This window comes from Streptomyces sp. NPDC005435, from assembly GCF_040703155.1.
In the GTDB taxonomy this organism is placed as follows: Bacteria; Actinomycetota; Actinomycetes; order Streptomycetales; family Streptomycetaceae; genus Streptomyces.
The window spans coordinates 113,925-130,679 of record NZ_JBEXEQ010000016.1 but is presented as its reverse complement, the minus strand read 5'-3'; the positions used below and the strand labels follow the sequence as shown (position 1 = coordinate 130,679).

Here is a 16,755-nt window from a genome sequence, read left to right as displayed (position 1 = left end):
GCGGCCTCAGGCACGCCAGTACGGGTCGTAACCGCTGGTCAGCTTGCGCTTCTTGCCGCGCCACTTGGGCTCGTGGTTGACCATCTCGTTGGTCAGGCCGCGCAGCCGGCGCACCACGGCGCCGTACGGCTTGATGACCAGGGAGGACAGGGTGCCGCCGGGCGGCTCGTCCATGAACGGCATGAACGCGTCCGGGAAGCCGGGCATCGTGCAGCCGATGCAGATGCCGCCGACGTTCGGGCAGCCGCCGATGCCGGCCATCCAGCCCCGCTTGGGCACGTTGCAGTTGACCACGGGGCCCCAGCAGCCGGTCTTCACCAGGCACTTGGGCGAGTTGTAGTCCAGGCCGAAGTCGCCCTGCTCGTAGTACGAGCCCCGGTCGCAGCCCTCGTGCACGGTCTTGCCGAACAGCCACTGCGGACGCAGCATGTGGTCCAGCGGGGGCGGCGGGGCCGTACCGGCCGCGGTCTGGAGGACCCAGACCAGGACCTCCATGAAGTTCTCCGGCTGGATCGGACAGCCCGGCACGTTGACGATCGGCAGCCCGGCCTGCGACTTGTAGTCCCAGCCGAGATAGTCGGCCAGGCCCATCGAGCCGGTCGGGTTGCCCGCCATGCCGTGGATGCCGCCGTAGGTGGCGCAGGTGCCGGCGGCGACCACCGCCCACGCCTTCGGCGCGAGCTGGTCGATCCACCAGTTGATCGTCTGCGGCTGCCCGGTCTTCGGGTCGTTGCCGAACGACGTCCAGAAGCCGTCGCCCTCGATGATCTCCTGGTTGGGCACCGACCCCTCGATCACGAGGATGAAGGGGGTGTCCAGCTCGCCGCGCGCCGCCGCCCGGTAGGGCGCGAGGAAGTCCTCGCCGCCCAGGCTCGGCGACAGCACCTTGTTGACCAGGTTGACCTTGGGCAGTCCGGGGATCACGCCGAGGACGACGTCCTCGATGGAGGGCTGCATGGCTGCCGTCAGCGAGACGGTGTCGCCGTCGCAGCTCATGCCCTCCGAGATCCACAGGATGGTGATCTCGTCTATGCCCTTGGCTTCGGTGGTGGGGCTCTGGGTGGTCATGTCGCCTGCCTTCGCTGCGGTCGGGGGTCGCCCAGGGGTTCGACCTCGTCGGGTCGGAAGTAGTGGAAACGGCCGTACCAGCCGTGCAGTTCGGCCGCCGGGTCGTCGTCTACGGTCACCGCGAGATGCGTGCTGCCGTCCACGTCGTGGAAGACCGCGGAGACGCGCGCCGTCCGCCCCTCCAGGAACATGTCCTGCGCGTCGGAGCCCCGCTTGCGCGGGCGCAGCCGCACCGCGGTGCCGCCGCCGACTTCCACGCCGTCCACGAGCACCGTGTCGGTCGTGGGGGACAGGCCCTCGTCACCGCCCTCCTGCCACCAGGCGGGACGGCTTGCGGAGGACATCGGGGACGGCTCGGCCGGGGAGACCGGGGAGACCGGGGAGACCGGGGAGACCGGGGACGCCGGGGACGCCGGGGACAGCGAGCGGATGGCGCCGTGCAGGCGGGAGAACACCTCCGGGGGCATGCTGTCCACGCGGTCGAGGATGCGCGCGGCGCGCGGGTCGGTGGCCCGGGCCTCGGCCTTCTCCTCGTCCGTCAGCAGCATCGTGCGCAGCGTCAGAATCTCGTCGATCTCCGCCGCGTCGTGCAGATCGCCCGGGCTCTCGGGGGCCACCCGCGGATGATCGGGAAGGATGATGGGGGAGGAGAGCAGCACCGGGCCGGTGCAGCCGTCCTCCGTGCCGTCCGACTCGGGCGCCGGTCCGCCGAGCACCGGGAACGTGAAGGCGTTGCGGCAGCCGCGCGCCTGCTCGCGAAGTGCCTCCGGCGGGTCGATCAGCGAGACGAACTCCAGGCCCCGGCCGCCGAGCAGGGTGTGGGCGGCGAGCAGCGCGTGCCGCAGCGCCTCGCCGCGTACGCCGCCGGTCTCCGGGGAGCGGCCGGTGTTCTCGGTGCGCACGCACACCCGGTAGAGGCCGTCCGCGAGCCGTTCGGCCCCGGCCGTGGTACGCGCCCGTACCGCCTCGCGGGTGCGTACGATCCGCCCCGCGCCCTTGGACAGCGCCTCCGTCTCGCGCGCGGCGGGTGCGCCCGAAGGCGCCGCGCACACGCCGCGCAGCAGGTCCGCCAGCGGCCACACCAGCTCCACCTCGTGCGGTACGGCCTCGTCGAAGCTGAGCTGGACCCCGCCGTCGGCCGTCAGCAGGGACTCGACCGGGCGGTGCCCGCTGTCGCCGTCGGCCGCCTCGACCTGTTTGCGCTGCATCTGGAGGTAGCGCACCCGCACCCGCAGCTCCGCGTCCGGCCCCTCGGCGCGCACCAGGCACTCGGTGCGCTGGTACCAGGAGTCCGCCGAGCCGGAGATGCCCTCGGTGACCGGCCCGTCCGCCTCCACCCAGTCCCGGGGCGGGAGCACCCCGAACTGCCAGCGGACGCGGTTCTTGGCCGAGGAGCGGCGGTACGGGTAGAGGAGATAGCCCTCGTAGAGGACGGCGTCGGCGACGGCGCCCATCCCCGCGAGGGCGTCCGGCGCGGCGGGGCCGTCACCGGGCGCGAAGGCACACGCCGTGCCGCCCTCGCCGCCGCTCGTGTCCACCATGCCGCCTCCTCGCCGTGCCGGTGCAGTGGTCCATGCCTTCCACTCACCGTCACATCAGTCACGCACCCTCGCCCCTCAGGCCCACGCCGGTTGGGCCGGGCGGGTGAGCGGGCATATGCGCGCGGAGGTATCCCGGGCGGGCGGAGCGAGGGGTCCCCGCCTGGAGGGGGGCGAGGGGTTCCGGTCGGTCCCCCGCCCGGACGGTGCCGAGGCGTCCCGGCCCGGACGCCCTACTCGCCTTCCGCGTCCGGATGGTCGTCGGGCGCGTGCTCCCCGCGCGCCGCGTCCTCGTGTCGCCCGCGCCGCGAGCGCACCGTCTCCACCAGCAGCGGGATCAGGGAGAGCACGACGATGACGCCGACCAGCGGCAGCAGATAGTCGTCCACGTGGGACACCGAGGAACCGAGGGCGTACCCCACGAGCACCAGGCTCTGCGACCAGAGGATGCCGCCCACCGCCTGCCACAGCGTGAACGTGCCGAGCGGCACGCCGAGGGCGCCCGCCGCCGGGTGCAGCACCGAGCGCAGCATGGGGATGAAGCGGCCGATCACCAGCGCCTTGCCGTAGCCGTAGCGGGCCAGGAGGCGTTCCGCGCGCTCGGCGCCCTCCTTGACCCGTCTGCTGGAGGTACGGGTGAGCAGCGGGCGTCCGCCGTGCCGTCCGATGAGGTAGCCGACCTGGCCGCCCGCCACCGCCCCGGCCGCCGCGCACAGCATGACCTGCCAGAGCACCAGCCGGGGCGGCCGCCCGTCGGCTCCGGCGCACAGCACCCCGGCCGGGAACAGCAGCGTGTCGCCGGGCAGGAAGAAGCCGAAGACCAGCAGTCCCGACTCCGCGAACGTCACCACCAGGACGCCGAGCGCGCCGAAGGCGGCCAGCAGCGAGGCGCTGTCCGTGGGGTTGACGGCTTCCACCCCATCGCCTCCCGGTCCGTCGCTCGGTAGCCTCCCGCCCAGTGTCGCCCGGACCCGGCGCCACCGCCCGCAGACGCCGCGCACCGCGAGCCGCGCGCGTGCGGTGAGGGGTCCCTGCGGGAGTCGGCCCGAAAACCCTCTGTCCGTGCCCCACCACTGCCCGTACACTGCCGATTCACAGGGGCACGGGGGCAGTTGACGGGGGGAGCCGCCATGTCGGACACACCGTACGGTCCTGCCGGGACACCGGGGTATCCCATGCCCCCGGTGCCGCCGATGCCGTCGAGCCCGCCGCCCGCACCGCCCGACCCGCTGCGCGCGGCCGCCGTCGGCCTGCTCAATCTGAGCGGGCTCGGCCTCGGCTACGTCCTGCTGCGAAGATGGTTCCTCGCCGCCGCCTGCTGGGTCGCGACCGCCGTCCTGCTGCTGGTCGCGCTGCCCGCCGACCCCGACGGCGTCCCGGCCGGCGCGCTCGCCGGCTACGCCGTCGTCCTGGTCCTCGCCGCCGCGCACGGCGCGTTCACCGCCCTGCGCACCCGGCTCACCTGGCCCTCCACGGCCCCCCTCGCGCTCGCCCTCGGAGTGCTGCTGCTCGCGGTACCGGCCGGCGGCACCCTCTGGTACCGCGACGCCCGCGAGGAAGCCGTCCAGCAGGCCCTGCTCGACCGGCTGCACCGCGCCGACGAGAAGGTGGCGGCCGCGGGCCGGCACTCCTTCTCCTCCTCCCGCGCCGACTACCGCGACGCCCTGGACGTCTACCAGGACCTCGCCGTCCACCACGCGGGCTCCCGCGCCGCCGGCCAGGTGCCCGACAGCCTGCGCACCTACTACCGCACCGTCGGCGCCCCCTACACGGGCCGGGACTACTGCGGTGCGATCGAGCCGCTGACGTACCTGCGGACCGTGCCGCGCACCATCCCCGGCGACCGGCTGGGCCCGCTCGCCCACTGGCCCGACGACCGGCTCGCCACCTCGCTCTACGAGTGCGGAGCCGCCGCCCTCTCCGGGGACGGCGAGGGCTGGGTGGAGCACTTCGGCGACCTGCTCGGCACCTTCCCCGGCTCGGGGGCGGCCGCCAAGGTCGCCCCGGCCGTCGAGTCGGCCGTGGCCGAGGCGCAGAAGGACGTCGGCGGAAAGGCGCCCTGCCCCGCCGTGGAGCGGCTGCGCGACCTGAACACCCGCGCCCTCACCCTCGCCAACTCGGCCGGCCGGTCCGCCGCCCAGCTGACCGCCACGGCGGGCCGCGCGAAGCGGAGCGGGGACGAGGGGGCGTACGACTGCGGGATCGACCAGTACAAGGACCGCGAGTTCTCCGCCGCGCAGAAGACCATGGAGGACTACGCCGCCCACGCCAAGGGCGACAAGCGGGAGCGGGCCCGGAAGATAGCCATCGGCGCCGAGGTCGCCCAGACCGTCCCCGCCGCCGGGAAGAAGCTGCCCACCACCGCCTCCGGCGGCGGCATCTCCGTCACGGTGAAGAACGACAGCCCGGACGACATCACCGTCCTCTACACCGGCCCGGTCACCGGCAGCTTCACCCTCAAGGGCTGCGGGAGCTGCCGCGCGTACTCCTTCACCGACACCCTCTCGCCGGGCTTCAAGCCCTGCGACGACAGCGGGAAGAACTATCCGAAGCGCACGATCAGCCTGCCCGTCGGCACCACGTACTTCGTCCACAAGCCCAACGGCACCAGTACGGCCACTCCCGCCTCCGACACGGCGAAGATCCGCTCGGGCTACATCTACACCGAATGCGCCTACACCTCACGGACGTTCGGCAACTGACGCACTGTCACACCCGCGCCGGAGTGCGGTCCAGCCACGCCCGGTATACCGGTGACTGCGCGGCCACCTCCCAGTAGGCGTCGGCCAGTTCGGCGTAACCGTCCTCCAACTCGGCTTCGGTGCGCGCCGCGAGGAGCAGCCGTACCCCGATGAGGTCGCCGCGCAGCGGCCGGATGGCGAGGTCGGAGCGGGGCCGCGCGGTGGGCTGGCTGACCGTGACCACCTCGCCGGTGGCGGCCAGGGTGTAGGCGGTGAGGTAGTCGCCGTGCAGCAGCCGCGGCTCGATCCCCGCCTCGCGCAGCACCCGGCACAGCGCGTCCCACTCGCCGTCCACCGTGGAGTCCACCATCCAGCGCTCGCCCGCCAGGTCCGCGAGCCGCACCTCGTGCCGGGCGGCGGCCGGATGGTCGGCGGCGAGCGAGACGAACTGCGGCTCCCGCTGCACCAGGACCCGCAGACTGAGCCCGGCCGGGACGCGCAGCGGACTGCCCTCCACCTCGTGCACGAAGGCCAGGTCGAGCCCGCCCTCGGCGACCATCCGCAGCAGCGCGTTCGCGGACGCGTCCACGTGCAGCGTGGGGTCGGCCGGGGGCAGCCGGGCGCGCAGCCGCCGCAGCCAGCCCGGCAGCGCCCGGCTGGCCGTCGCCCCGATGCGCGGCCGGGGCCCGCCCGGCGCCCGCGCCGCCGCGGCCCGCGCCTCCACGACGAGCGCGCCCAGCTCGCGCACCAGCGGCCGCGCCCGGCCCAGGACCAGCCGGCCCAGCGGGGTGGGACGGCAGCCGGTGCGTTCCCGGGTGAACAGCCGCCCGCCCAGGGCCTGTTCTATGCGCCGCAGCTGCGTGCTCAACGACGGCTGCGCCAGGCCCAGTTCACGGGCGGCGCGATGCAGGCTGCCTGCGTCGGCGATGGCGCACAGCACGCGCAGATGTCTGACCTCAAGATCCATGCCGGGAGCCTAGGTGGGGGCTGTGAGGCGGCGCCAGAGGTTCAAATCAGGGCGCAGCGGGGCGAGTTGACGGCGATAGCCTCGCGCTATCCCTACTTGCCATCATCCGCCGGGAGTTGCTCTCACCGAGACTCGGGGGCAACCGATCGTTCACCCCACGGAACGAGTAGGAGCCCCCCACATGAAGTCCTTCCGTACCCCTGCCCTGTCCGCGAAGGCCACCAGAGGCATGCTCGCCCTCGGTCTGGGCCTCGCCTGCGCCGCCCTCGGCACCGCGGCCCCGGCCCACGCGGCCCCCGCCGCCCCGCACGCCCACTTCACCGGCTCGGGCGAAGAGGCCGCGCAGAACAAGGCCTTCTTCGAGGCCGTCCTCACCTCGGTCGCGAAGAAGCAGGCCGCGCACCCGAGCCTGGCGGCGGCGGTCACCGTCTACTACAACGCCTCCCAGGCGCCCAGCTTCAGCTCCCAGATAGCCAGCGCCGCGTCCATCTGGAACGGCTCCGTCTCCAACGTCAAGCTCCAGGCCACCTCGGGCAGCGCCGACTTCTCCTACTACGAGGGCAGCGACCCGCAGGGCTCGTACGCCTCCACCGACGGCCACGGCGCCGGCTACATCTTCCTCGACTACGCGCAGAACCAGCAGTACGACTCCATCCGCGTCACCGCCCACGAGACCGGCCACGTCCTGGGCCTGCCCGACCACTACAGCGGCCCGTGCAGCGAACTGATGTCGGGCGGCGGCCCCGGCCCGTCCTGCACCAACCGCTACCCGGACGGCAACGAGCGCGCCCGCGTCAACCAGCTCTGGGCGGCGGGCCTGGCGAAGGCGCTGCAGAAGGTGAACGCGGCGCGCTGACCCCGGCGCGGCATGGCATGCGGGGCGGCGGCGGTGCGGACATCCGCACCGCCGCCGTGTCCGTGCGCCGGCCGCTACGCCACCCGGGACCGCGGCGGCCGTTCGATCAGGTTCTGCACCGCGCGGCTCAGGACCAGGACGCCCGCGATGATCAGGAGCGCGCCGCATGCCTCGGGGACCAGCCACCAGCCCGTGCGGATGCGCTCCCCGAACAGGGTGATGCCGAGGGCGAGGCTGACCACCGCGTCGCCGATGGTCAGCGCGGGCTGCGCGGCGGCGAGCGGGCCCGCCTGGAGGGCGTTCTCCAGCAGGAGGACCGCCGCCGTGCCGGCCAGGGCGAAACCGTAGGTCTGCCAGGACAGCAGGAACGCCTCGAAGCCCTCGTCCGCGAAGGTGCCGGTGGCCGACTTCAGCAGCGCGGCCGTGAGCGCGTTGGCGATCGCGGACCCCGACGCCAGCAGCGCCGCCCGCCCGGTCGGGGAGCGCCCGTGCCGGGCCAGCAGGGTGACGGCCACGATCGCCCCGACGCACAGCACCAGGGCCGGCACCCAGTGGGTCAGCGGCGCCTGGTCGCGGGCCCCGTACGGCGCCGCCGCGGCGAGCATCACCGCGAGCCCCAGCACCACCGAGCCGACGCCCCACCAGCCGTAGGCGGGCAGATGCCGGTGCAGCAGCGGGCCCACCACGAGGAGCGCGAAGGGCAGCTCCAGGATGAACAGCGGCTGCACCAGCGCCAGCGGGCCGTTGACGAGGGCCAGGCTCTGGAAGATCGCCGCGCCGATCACCCCGGCGATGCCGATCAGCCAGGCGGGGCGGCGCACCAGGTCCGCCAGCAGCCGCAGACCGCTCTTGGAGCTGACCGAGGCCGCCTTGCGCTGGAAAGCGGTGCCCACGGCATTGCTCGCGGCACCGGCGACGGCGAACACCGCGGCAAGTTCGATCACTACCGTCTCCCGCCTGCGGGTCGTCCACGTACCGGAGTCCAGGTCCCGGAGGAGCCCGGAGGCGCTTCGGGCTTCCCCAGCCTACGAAAGCCCACGCCATCGCGCCGCCGGGGCGCCCTGCGCCGCCGGGTCCGGATCCCGTTTCACTCGAACGGGTCATCATCTCCGTGATGTCCCGCTTCGCCGCATGACGGGGCGTATGGCGGAGAGACATCCGACATGCACGAATCGACACCCGACAGCCCCCTCCCGGCGCCGCGAGCCGCGCCCGGGTCCGACGTGGTGTTCACGGCCGACTTCACCTCGGAGAGACAGTGGGTCGCGGGCCACTCCTGGGCCTATCCGAACGGCGGCCCGGTCAACCCGGGCGACGACAAACTCGACTACCTCGTCCCCGACCCCGCCTACAGCCGCTCGGGCGTCTTCCGGGCCCGCCGCCGCCCGGACGGCAAGTGGAACACCGGGCTGCTCACCACCGAGGGCAGCCGCGACGGCTTCATGGTCCGCACCGGGGACGTCCTGGAGGCCCGGGTGCGGCTGCCCGTCGAGACCGGCGCCTGGCCCGCGATCTGGACCTGGCGGGACGGCGGCCAGGAGGTCGACGTCTTCGAGTACCACCCGGACAACCCCGACCTGCTGGAACTCACCAACCACGTACGCGGCAGCAACAGCTACTTCCGCGACCGCGCGATCCGCCCCGGCGCCTGGGTCGACCTGCGCACCGAGTTCGGCACCAGCTCCGTCGTGTGGTCCGTCAACGGCACGGTGGCCTTCGCCGACCGCCGGGGCACCGGACGCGGCTGGCACGCCTACCTCATCGTCAACCTCTCGGTCTGCGGCGGCCGCTACCACCCGCCGCCCGCGCGCGGCACCACCGAGATGTCGTACACGGTCAGCAGTCTCGTCGTACGCCGCCCGGCGGGCCGGGGCGCGGTGGCCGGCGCGGGGGAGGGGGTGGCGCCGGAGGAGGAACAGCCGGTCTGATCCGGTGGCGGGGGATCAGGGGCGGACGAGGGCCTTGAGGACCTGGCGTCCGGCCATGGCCCGGTAGGCGTCCGGGGTCCGGTCGAGGGGGAAGGTCCGGTCGAAGACGCGGCCGGGGGCGATGGTGCCGTCGAGCACGTCGGGCAGGAGCCGCTCGATGTAGGCGCGGGCGGGACTGGCGCCGCCGGTCAGGGTGATGTTCCGCAGGAACCCGGCCCGGCCGAGCGGCCCTTCCTCGTACTGCGGCACCCCCAGCCGGCTGACGGTGCCGCCGTCCAGGACGGCGCCCAGGGCGGTGTCGAGCGCCTGGCGGGTGCCGACGGCCTCGATCACCTTGTCCACGCCGCCGGCCGTGCCGGTCAGCTCACGGATGCGGGCGACGCCCTCCGCACCGCGCTCGGCGACCACGTCGGTGGCGCCGAACTCCCGTCCCAGAGCGGTGCGTTCCGCGTGACGGCCCGCGAGCACGATCCGCTCGGCGCCCAGCCGCCTCGCGGCGATCACCGCGCACAGACCGACCGCGCCGTCCCCGACGACCAGCACCGTGTCCCCGCGGCGGACCCCCGCGGTGACCGCGCCGTGGTGGCCGGTGGTCATCACGTCCGACAGGGCCAGCAGCGACGGCACCAGCGCGGAGTCGGCGGCCACCGGGAGCCTCACCAGGGTGCCGTCCGCGTACGGGACACGGACGGCTTCGCCCTGCCCGCCGTCGACGCCGTCGAAGCCGTACCGGCCGCCGTTGCGGCACGAGATCTGCAGGCCCTTGGCGCAGTAGCCGCAGGTGTTGTCGCTGTAGGTGAAGGGGGCGACGACCAGGTCCCCCGCCTTCAGCCCGGTCACGTCGGCGCCGGTCTCCTCGACGACGCCGAGGAACTCGTGGCCCATCGGGCGGCCGGTGGCGGTCGCGGGCATCGACCCGTACGGCCACAGATCGCTGCCGCACACGCACGCGGCCACCGTGCGCACCACGGCGTCGGCCGGGTGGACGATCTTCGGGTCGGGCCGGTCCTCGACGCGGACGTCTCCGGCTCCGTACATCACTGCTGCACGCATGAGGGGGGTTGCTCCAAAGAGGGAAGGGGGTGGTCAGCGTTCGAGCAGCCGGGCCTGAGCCTCGCTGTGGGTGTCTCCGGCGGCGGGCGGCAGGGCGGCGAGCTTGTCCAGCTGCTCGGCGGTCAGCGTGAGCGCGTCGGCGGCGGTGTTCTCCTCGACGCGGGCGACCCGCTTGGTGCCGGGGATCGGGGCGATGTCGTCGCCCTGGGCGAGGAGCCAGGCCAGTGCCACCTGGGCGGGGGTGGCGCCGGCCTCGGCGGCCACGGCCCTGACCTCGTCGGCGAGCGCGAGGTTGTGCCGGAAGTTCTCGCCGGTGAAGCGGGGGTTGCCGCGCCGGAAGTCGTCCTCGTCGAACTGGTCGGTGGAGCGGACGGCGCCGGTCAGCAGACCGCGGCCCAGCGGGGAGAACGGCACCAGGCCGATGTTCAGCTCCCGCAGGACGGGCAGGACCCGGTCCTCGATCCCGCGCGTCCACAGCGAGTACTCGGACTGGACCGCGGTGACCGGCTGGACGGCGTGGGCGCGGCGGATCGTGTCCGGCCCGGCCTCGGAGAGCCCGAAGGCGCGCACCTTGCCCTCGGCGATCAGCTCGGCGACAGCGCCGGCGGTCTCCTCGATCGGTGTGTCCGGGTCCACCCGGTGCTGGTAGTACAGGTCGATGTGGTCGGTGCCCAGCCGCTTCAGGGAGCCCTCGACGGCGGTGCGGATGTTGGCGGGGCGGGAGTCCAGGTGCCGGGCGCCGTCGCCGCCGTGGGAGACCAGGCCGAACTTCGTGGCCAGCACCACTTGGTCCCGGCGGCCCTTCAGCGCCCGCCCGAGCAACTCCTCGTTCGTGTAGGGCCCGTAGATCTCGGCGGTGTCGACGAACGTGACGCCCAGCTCCAGCGCCCGGTGCACGGTCCTGATCGACTCCGCGTCGTCGGTGCCGGAACCGGTGTAACCGTGGGACATCCCCATCGCACCGAGCCCGATCCGGGAAACCTCCAGGTCACGCAGTTTGATGTAGCGCATCTCGCTCCTTTCCGATCGTGGTGTGTCCGGCCCGTTCACCCTCCTCCGGATCGCGCCGGTGTGGCAGGGCGGGTTCTTCGGGGGTAATGACAGGGCCCCCCTCGCCCCCGCCCGGCGCATGCCCGGTGGGCGAGACTGGGGACATGGCATCCGAGAGCGCGCACAGCGAGAGTGCCGAGCTGGGCCGCTTCCTGCGCGCCCGCCGGACCCAGACCAGCCCCCGGCACGTCGGCCTCACCGTGGGCCCGGGCATCCGCCGCACCCCCGGCCTGCGCCGCGAGGAGCTGGCCACCCTCGCCGGCATCAGCATCGACTACTACGTGCGCCTGGAACGCGGCAAGGAGACCCGCCCCAGCCCCGCCGTCCTCGACTCGCTCGCCCGCGCCCTGCTCATGGACGACCGGGAACACCAGCACCTGCGCGAACTCGCCGCCCGCGCCGCCCGTTACGCCCCCGAACCACCGCCCGCGCCCAGCCGCACCGTGCGCCCGCACCTGAAGCTGCTGCTGGAGTCCCTGCGCCCGGACCCGGCCTACGTCATCAGCCGCAGCATGGACCTGCTCGCCTGGAATCCCGGCGGCCTCGCCCTGTACGCGGGGCTGGACGACTGGCCCGCCACACAGCGCAACATCGCCCGCTACCTCTTCCTCCATCCCGCGGCCCGCGACCTGTTCCCCCACTGGGAGCGCCAGATCACCGGCTGCGTCGCCCGTCTGCGCGCCATCGCCGGAACCGCCCCGGACGCTCCCGACCTCACCAGCCTCGTCGGCGAACTCCTCCTCAAGAGCCCCGACTTCGCGGGACTGTGGGAGCGCTACGAGGTGACCGGACGCAAACCCGCGCACAAGACCTTCCTGCACCCCCGGGTCGGCACGCTCACCCTCACCTCGCAGTCGCTCCAGGTGGAAGGCACCCCCGGCCAGCGCATCGTCGTCTACACCGCCGAACCCGGCACCCCCGACTACGACGCCCTGCTCCTGCTCGACATGAGCGCACCGAGGCCGGCGCAAGGACAGTCGGAGGTCACCGGCCGGCAGACGTGAGACCGGTGACCGTTGCCCGTGGGGCGCGTGCTGACTAGCCTGTGTTCGCCCCGTCGATCGCCGGCCGGGGTGTCGAACACGGGTGACGGACCGCCGCGCCCGGAAGCAGGCAAGGAGGCCGTACGTGGGACGCCTCGTGCCCGCCGTGACGCGGGCCCTCGACATCCTGGAGCTGTTCCTGGAGGGGGACGGAACACTCTCCGCGCCCGACATCGTGCGCAGACTCCGGCTCCCGCGCACCACCGTGCACGAGCTGGTCACCACCCTCGCCGCCCGCTCCTACCTGGTCCCGGTCCCCGGCCGGCCCGGCCGCTACCGGCTCGGGGTGCGCCCGTACCAGCTCGGCAGCCGGTACGCCGAGCAGCTCGACCTCGCCGCCGAGGGCCGGGAGGTGGCCCGCAGCGTCGCCGAGACCTGCGACGAGACGGTCCATGTGGCGCTCCTTGAGGACACCGATGTCATCTACATCGCCAAGGTCGACTCCACACACGCGGTCCGCATGGTCTCGGCGGCCGGGCGCAGACTGCCCGCGCACTGCACGGCGGTCGGCAAGATGCTGCTGGCCTCGCTGCCCGAACCGGAGCTCGCCGCCCGCGTCCCGGACGGCGCCGAACTGGCCGCGATGACCCCGGACAGCCTCACCGATCCCGCCCGACTGCGGGACGCGCTCGCGGAGATCCGGCGCCGGGGCGTCGCGGTGGAGCGCCGGGAGTCCAACCCGGACGTGAGCTGCGTGGCCGCCCCCGTCCGCGACCGCACCGGCCGGGTCGTCGCCGCCCTGTCCATCTCGGTGCCGACGGTCCGCTGGAGCGAGGAACGCCGTACGGAACTGGAGGCGCTGGCCGTCAAGGGCGCCGCCGAACTCTCCGGGCGGCTCGGCTTCCGGGAGGCGGCGTGAGCACGTACGAGGTCGCCGTCGAGGCGCGGGCGGAACTCGGCGAGGGTCCGACCTGGGACCCGGCCGGCGCGCGTCTGCTGTGGGTCGACGTCCTGGCGAGCCGGGTGCACACCTACGACCCCGCCACCGGCCGCCGCACGGTCCACGACACCGGAGAGCACGTCGGCGCCGCCAAGCCCCGCGCGCACGGCGGCCTGGTGCTCAACCTGCGCGACGGCGTCGGCCTCCTCGACCCCGACGGCGCCTTCCGCTGGCTGCGCTACGACCCGGTGCCGGGCCGCCGCGCCAACGACGCGGCCGTCGCCCCCGACGGCTCGCTGTGGGCCGGCACCATGCGCTACGACGAGGCCCCCGGCGGCGGCACCCTCACCCGTCTGACCGGCGACGGCACCGCCGAACCGGTCCTCACCGACGTCGCCGTGAGCAACGGCATCGGCTGGAGCCCGGACGGCACGCGGATGTACTACATCGACAGCCCCACCCGGCGAATCGACGTCTTCGACTACGACGGCGAACGCGTCCGCAACCGGCGCACCCTGGCCGTGATCGAGGACGGCGCGGGCTTCCCGGACGGGCTGACCGTCGACGCGGCCGGCGGTGTCTGGGTGGCGCTGTGGGACGGCGGCGCGGTCCGCCGCTACACCCCCGCCGGCGCGCTGGACCGGGAGATCCGGCTCCCGGCCCCGCGCACCACGGCCTGCGCCTTCGGCGGCCCCGGCCTGACCGACCTGTACGTCACCACCGCCCGCGTCGGCCTCACCGAGCCCACACCCCTGTCGGGGTCGGTCCTTGTGGTGCCGGGCGCGGGGGAGGGGCTGCCGCAGCCGCCGTTCCAGGGGTGAAGTCGCCTTCTGCGCAGCCCGGTTCACGCTCCCGATCTGCGCTTGTTCCACACGTCGAAGCCGACCGCCAGCAGCAACGCGAGGCCCTTGATGACCTGTTGCCAGTCGGTGCCGACGCTCAGCAGGTTCATCCCGTTGTTCAGCACGCCGAGGACGAGCCCGCCGATGATGGCGCCGAGGACCGTGCCCACGCCGCCGCTCATGGAGGCGCCGCCGATGAACGACGAGGCGATGGCCTCCAGTTCGAAGTTGACGCCGGCCTTCGGTGAGGCCGCGTTGAGCCGGGCGGCGACCACCAGTCCGGCCAGCGCGGCGAGGACGCCCATGTTCAGGAAGACCAGGAAGGTGACCTTCTTGTCCTTCACCCCGGACAGCTTCGCCGCGGGCAGGTTGCCGCCGATCGCGTACACGTGCCGCCCGAAGACCGCGTTGCGCATGAGGTAGCCGTAGCCGACGACCAGGGCGCCGAGGGCGATGAGGATGATCGGGGCGCCCTTGTAGCTGGCGAGCAGCAGGGTCAGGGCGCCGATCGCGGCGACCAGCGCGGCCAGCTTCAGCGCGAAGAGCCTGAGCGGGGGCACCTGGAGCGCGAACTCCCGCTGTCTGCGCCGCCCTTGGACCTCCTGCCAGACCACGGCCACGATCAGCAGCAGGCCAAGGAGCAACGTCGGGTTGTGGTAGTCGGTGTCGGGGCCGAACGCGGGCAGGAAGCCGTTGCCGATCTTCTGGAGCCCCTCCGGGAACGGACCCAGGGTCTGCCCCTTCAGCAGGATCTCCGTCAGCCCCCGGAACAGCAGCATCCCGGCGAGCGTCACGATGAACGACGGGATGCCCAGGTAGGCGATCAGATACCCCTGCACCGCCCCCGCCGCCGCGCCCACCAGCAGACACAGCACCAGCGCCAGTGGCCAAGGCACGTCGTGCCGTACGTTCAGCACCGCCAGGAACGCCCCGACGAACGCGGTCAGCGAGCCCACCGACAGATCGATGTGCCCCGAGATGATCACCAGCATCATCCCGATCGCCAGCACCAGGATGTAGCTGTTCTGGAGCACCAGGTTGGACACGTTGCGCGGCAGCAGCAGATCGCCGTCGGTCCACACCGCGAACAGGACGACGATCAGGCCGAGCGCGATCACCATCCCGTACTGGCGCATGTTGCGGCGCAGGCCGTCCAGCATCAGCCGGAGCACGCCCGGCCCGGCGGGCGGCCCGTCGCGCTCCGGCGGGGCCGGGGCCGTCACGTCCGCGCTCATGGCGTCACCTCTTCGTCTCCGGTCGTCACGCGGTCTCCGGTCATCACGCGTCGTCGTCTCTGGTCATCAGGCGCATCAGCGCTTCCTGGGTGGCTTCCGCCCGTGGCACCTCGCCGGTCAGCCGACCGGCGGACATGGTGTAGATCCGGTCGCACATGCCGAGCAGTTCGGGCAGTTCGGAGGAGATGAAGACCACCGCCCGGCCCTCGGCCGCGAGCCGCCCGATCACGGTGTAGATCTCGTACTTGGCGCCCACGTCGATGCCCCGCGTCGGCTCGTCCAGGATCAGCACGTCCGGGTCCGCGAAGATCCACTTGCTGAGGACGACCTTCTGCTGGTTGCCGCCCGACAGCCGGCCGACCGGCTCCAGCACGGTCGGCGCCTTGATGTTCATCGCGGTACGGAACCCCTCCGCCGCCCGCCGCTCCGCGTGCTCGTCCACGATCCCGCGCCGGGCCACCTTGCCCAGCGCGGTCAGCGAGACGTTGCGGTGCACGGTGTCGATGAGGTTGAGCCCGTAGTGCTTGCGGTCCTCGGTGACGTACGCGATCCCGTGCCCCACCGCCTCCGCCACCGTCCGGGTACGGATCTCCCGGCCGTCCTTGAGCACCGTGCCGCCCGCGTACCGGCCGTAGGAGCGGCCGAACACGTTCATCGCCAGCTCGGTGCGGCCCGCGCCCATCAGCCCGGCGATGCCGACGATCTCGCCCCGGCGCACCTCCAGCGACACGTCGTCCACGACCTTGCGCCGGCGGTCGATCGGATGCCGTACGGTCCAGCCGCGCACCTCCAGCGCCGGAGCGGCGCCCAACTCCGCCTGATGCGGCGGCCGTTCGGGGAAGCGGTGGTCGAGGTCGCGGCCGACCATGCCCGCGATGATCCGCTCCTCGGTGGTCTCCGGCGCCCGCACGTCCAGCGTCTCCACCGAGCGGCCGTCGCGCAGTACGGTCACCGAGTCGGCCACCCGGCGGATCTCGTTCAGCTTGTGCGAGATCACGATGCAGGTGATCCCCTGGGCCTTCAACTCCAGGATGAGATCGAGGAGTTTGCCGCTGTCCTCGTCGTTCAGGGCCGCCGTCGGCTCGTCCAGGATCAGCAGCCGCACCGACTTCGCCAGCGCCTTGGCGATCTCCACCAACTGCTGCTTGCCGACGCCGATGTCCGCGACCCGCGTCTCCGGATGCTCGTCCAGACCGACCCGGCGCAGCAGCTTCGTGGCGTGCCGCAGGGTCTCGGTCCAGTCGATCAGACCGCGCCGGGCGTGCTCGTTGCCGAGGAACAGGTTCTCCGCGAGGGAGAGATACGGTACCAGCGCCAGTTCCTGGTGGATGATGACGATGCCCTGCCGCTCGCTGGCCCGGATGTCCCGGAACCGGCACTCCTCGCCCTCGAAGAGCACCTCGCCCGCGTAACTCCCGTACGGATGAACCCCGGAGAGCACCTTCATCAGGGTGGACTTCCCGGCGCCGTTCTCCCCGCAGATGGCGTGCACCTCGCCCCGCCGGACGGTCAGGGTGACGTCGGACAGGGCCGTGACGCCGGGGAAGGTCTTGACGATCGAGCGCATTTCGAGCACGGGTTCCGTCATGGCCGCGCCTTCCAAGTCGGGGGAGT

At 73.0% G+C, this 16,755-nt stretch carries 15 protein-coding genes; 6 read left to right on the top strand and 9 right to left on the bottom strand.

The window, feature by feature from the left end; genetic code table 11:
* Nucleotides 1-6 precede the first annotated feature (6 nt).
* The 3 genes from AB0898_RS21630 to AB0898_RS21620 form a co-directional block, all read right to left on the bottom strand.
* A complete protein-coding gene (locus AB0898_RS21630) occupies nt 7-1,068 on the bottom strand; it encodes a hydrogenase expression protein HypE (RefSeq protein ID WP_161183072.1) in 1,062 nt (353 codons plus the stop codon).
* A complete protein-coding gene (locus AB0898_RS21625) occupies nt 1,065-2,609 on the bottom strand; it encodes a hypothetical protein (RefSeq protein WP_407078376.1) in 1,545 nt (514 codons plus the stop codon). Before AB0898_RS21625 ends, AB0898_RS21630 begins: the two co-directional genes overlap by 4 nt.
* Before the next feature lie 230 nt (nt 2,610-2,839).
* Nucleotides 2,840-3,523, bottom strand: a complete 684-nt coding sequence (locus tag AB0898_RS21620; RefSeq protein ID WP_366804567.1) for a DedA family protein — start codon at nt 3,521-3,523, stop codon at nt 2,840-2,842.
* A 213-nt stretch (nt 3,524-3,736) separates the two neighbouring features.
* Here AB0898_RS21620 and AB0898_RS21615 point away from each other — a divergent pair, with 213 nt between their 5' ends.
* On the top strand, nt 3,737-5,308 hold the full coding sequence (locus tag AB0898_RS21615; protein ID WP_366804566.1) for a hypothetical protein: 1,572 nt from the start codon (nt 3,737-3,739) through the stop codon (nt 5,306-5,308).
* Nucleotides 5,309-5,315: 7 nt separating this feature from the next.
* On the opposite strand, the gene AB0898_RS21610 is transcribed toward AB0898_RS21615, so the two are convergent.
* Entirely contained in the window at nt 5,316-6,254 is a 939-nt protein-coding gene (locus AB0898_RS21610) for a LysR family transcriptional regulator (RefSeq protein WP_366804565.1), read from the bottom strand.
* A gap of 181 nt (nt 6,255-6,435) precedes the next feature.
* Between AB0898_RS21610 and snpA the strand changes: the two genes are divergently transcribed.
* A complete protein-coding gene (snpA, locus tag AB0898_RS21605) occupies nt 6,436-7,110 on the top strand; it encodes a snapalysin (protein ID WP_366804564.1) in 675 nt (224 codons plus the stop codon).
* Between the two features lie 74 nt (nt 7,111-7,184).
* Here snpA and AB0898_RS21600 read toward each other — a convergent pair whose 3' ends face one another.
* The gene (locus tag AB0898_RS21600) at nt 7,185-8,054 is read right to left on the bottom strand and encodes a DMT family transporter (RefSeq protein ID WP_366804563.1); all 870 of its coding nucleotides are present in this window, start codon (nt 8,052-8,054) and stop codon (nt 7,185-7,187) included.
* 219 nt (nt 8,055-8,273) lie between these two features.
* On the opposite strand from AB0898_RS21600, the gene AB0898_RS21595 reads away from it, so the two are divergent.
* A complete protein-coding gene (locus AB0898_RS21595) occupies nt 8,274-9,038 on the top strand; it encodes a beta-glucanase (protein WP_366804562.1) in 765 nt (254 codons plus the stop codon).
* A 15-nt stretch (nt 9,039-9,053) separates the two neighbouring features.
* On the opposite strand, the gene AB0898_RS21590 is transcribed toward AB0898_RS21595, so the two are convergent.
* Together AB0898_RS21590 and AB0898_RS21585 are read right to left on the bottom strand one after the other, a co-directional pair.
* Complete coding sequence (locus tag AB0898_RS21590) at nt 9,054-10,091, bottom strand: zinc-binding dehydrogenase (RefSeq protein ID WP_366804561.1); 1,038 nt, start codon at nt 10,089-10,091, stop codon at nt 9,054-9,056.
* A 33-nt stretch (nt 10,092-10,124) separates the two neighbouring features.
* Nucleotides 10,125-11,102: an aldo/keto reductase gene (locus tag AB0898_RS21585; protein ID WP_366804560.1), complete on the bottom strand. Its 978-nt coding sequence runs from the start codon at nt 11,100-11,102 to the stop codon at nt 10,125-10,127.
* Nucleotides 11,103-11,245: 143 nt separating this feature from the next.
* On the opposite strand from AB0898_RS21585, the gene AB0898_RS21580 reads away from it, so the two are divergent.
* From AB0898_RS21580 to AB0898_RS21570, 3 genes are all read left to right on the top strand, one after another.
* Complete coding sequence (locus AB0898_RS21580; RefSeq protein WP_366804559.1) at nt 11,246-12,145, top strand: helix-turn-helix transcriptional regulator; 900 nt, start codon at nt 11,246-11,248, stop codon at nt 12,143-12,145.
* A 124-nt stretch (nt 12,146-12,269) separates the two neighbouring features.
* Nucleotides 12,270-13,043: an IclR family transcriptional regulator gene (locus AB0898_RS21575; protein WP_366804558.1), complete on the top strand. Its 774-nt coding sequence runs from the start codon at nt 12,270-12,272 to the stop codon at nt 13,041-13,043.
* The gene (locus tag AB0898_RS21570) at nt 13,040-13,885 is read left to right on the top strand and encodes an SMP-30/gluconolactonase/LRE family protein (protein WP_366804557.1); all 846 of its coding nucleotides are present in this window, start codon (nt 13,040-13,042) and stop codon (nt 13,883-13,885) included. Before AB0898_RS21575 ends, AB0898_RS21570 begins: the two co-directional genes overlap by 4 nt.
* 23 nt (nt 13,886-13,908) lie before the next feature.
* On the opposite strand, the gene mmsB is transcribed toward AB0898_RS21570, so the two are convergent.
* Both mmsB and mmsA read right to left on the bottom strand, forming a co-directional pair.
* The gene (mmsB, locus tag AB0898_RS21565; protein WP_366804556.1) at nt 13,909-15,141 is read right to left on the bottom strand and encodes a multiple monosaccharide ABC transporter permease; all 1,233 of its coding nucleotides are present in this window, start codon (nt 15,139-15,141) and stop codon (nt 13,909-13,911) included.
* A gap of 43 nt (nt 15,142-15,184) precedes the next feature.
* Nucleotides 15,185-16,729 (bottom strand): multiple monosaccharide ABC transporter ATP-binding protein, encoded by a 1,545-nt coding sequence (gene mmsA / locus AB0898_RS21560; RefSeq protein WP_366804555.1) that lies wholly within the window; start codon nt 16,727-16,729, stop codon nt 15,185-15,187.
* Between the last annotated feature and the right edge of the window lie 26 nt (nt 16,730-16,755).

Bases quoted from the DNA above. Each gene is read 5' to 3' on its own strand.
- AB0898_RS21630 (WP_161183072.1), bottom strand. From the start codon at position 1,068: ATGACCACCCAGAGCCCCACCACCGAAGCCAAGGGCATAGACGAGATC.
- AB0898_RS21625 (WP_407078376.1), bottom strand. From the start codon at position 2,609: ATGGTGGACACGAGCGGCGGCGAGGGCGGCACGGCGTGTGCCTTCGCG.
- AB0898_RS21615 (WP_366804566.1), top strand. From the start codon at position 3,737: ATGTCGGACACACCGTACGGTCCTGCCGGGACACCGGGGTATCCCATG.
- AB0898_RS21610 (WP_366804565.1), bottom strand. From the start codon at position 6,254: ATGGATCTTGAGGTCAGACATCTGCGCGTGCTGTGCGCCATCGCCGAC.
- snpA (WP_366804564.1), top strand. From the start codon at position 6,436: ATGAAGTCCTTCCGTACCCCTGCCCTGTCCGCGAAGGCCACCAGAGGC.
- AB0898_RS21595 (WP_366804562.1), top strand. From the start codon at position 8,274: ATGCACGAATCGACACCCGACAGCCCCCTCCCGGCGCCGCGAGCCGCG.
- AB0898_RS21590 (WP_366804561.1), bottom strand. From the start codon at position 10,091: ATGCGTGCAGCAGTGATGTACGGAGCCGGAGACGTCCGCGTCGAGGAC.
- AB0898_RS21585 (WP_366804560.1), bottom strand. From the start codon at position 11,102: ATGCGCTACATCAAACTGCGTGACCTGGAGGTTTCCCGGATCGGGCTC.
- AB0898_RS21580 (WP_366804559.1), top strand. From the start codon at position 11,246: ATGGCATCCGAGAGCGCGCACAGCGAGAGTGCCGAGCTGGGCCGCTTC.
- mmsB (WP_366804556.1), bottom strand. From the start codon at position 15,141: ATGAGCGCGGACGTGACGGCCCCGGCCCCGCCGGAGCGCGACGGGCCG.
- mmsA (WP_366804555.1), bottom strand. From the start codon at position 16,729: ATGACGGAACCCGTGCTCGAAATGCGCTCGATCGTCAAGACCTTCCCC.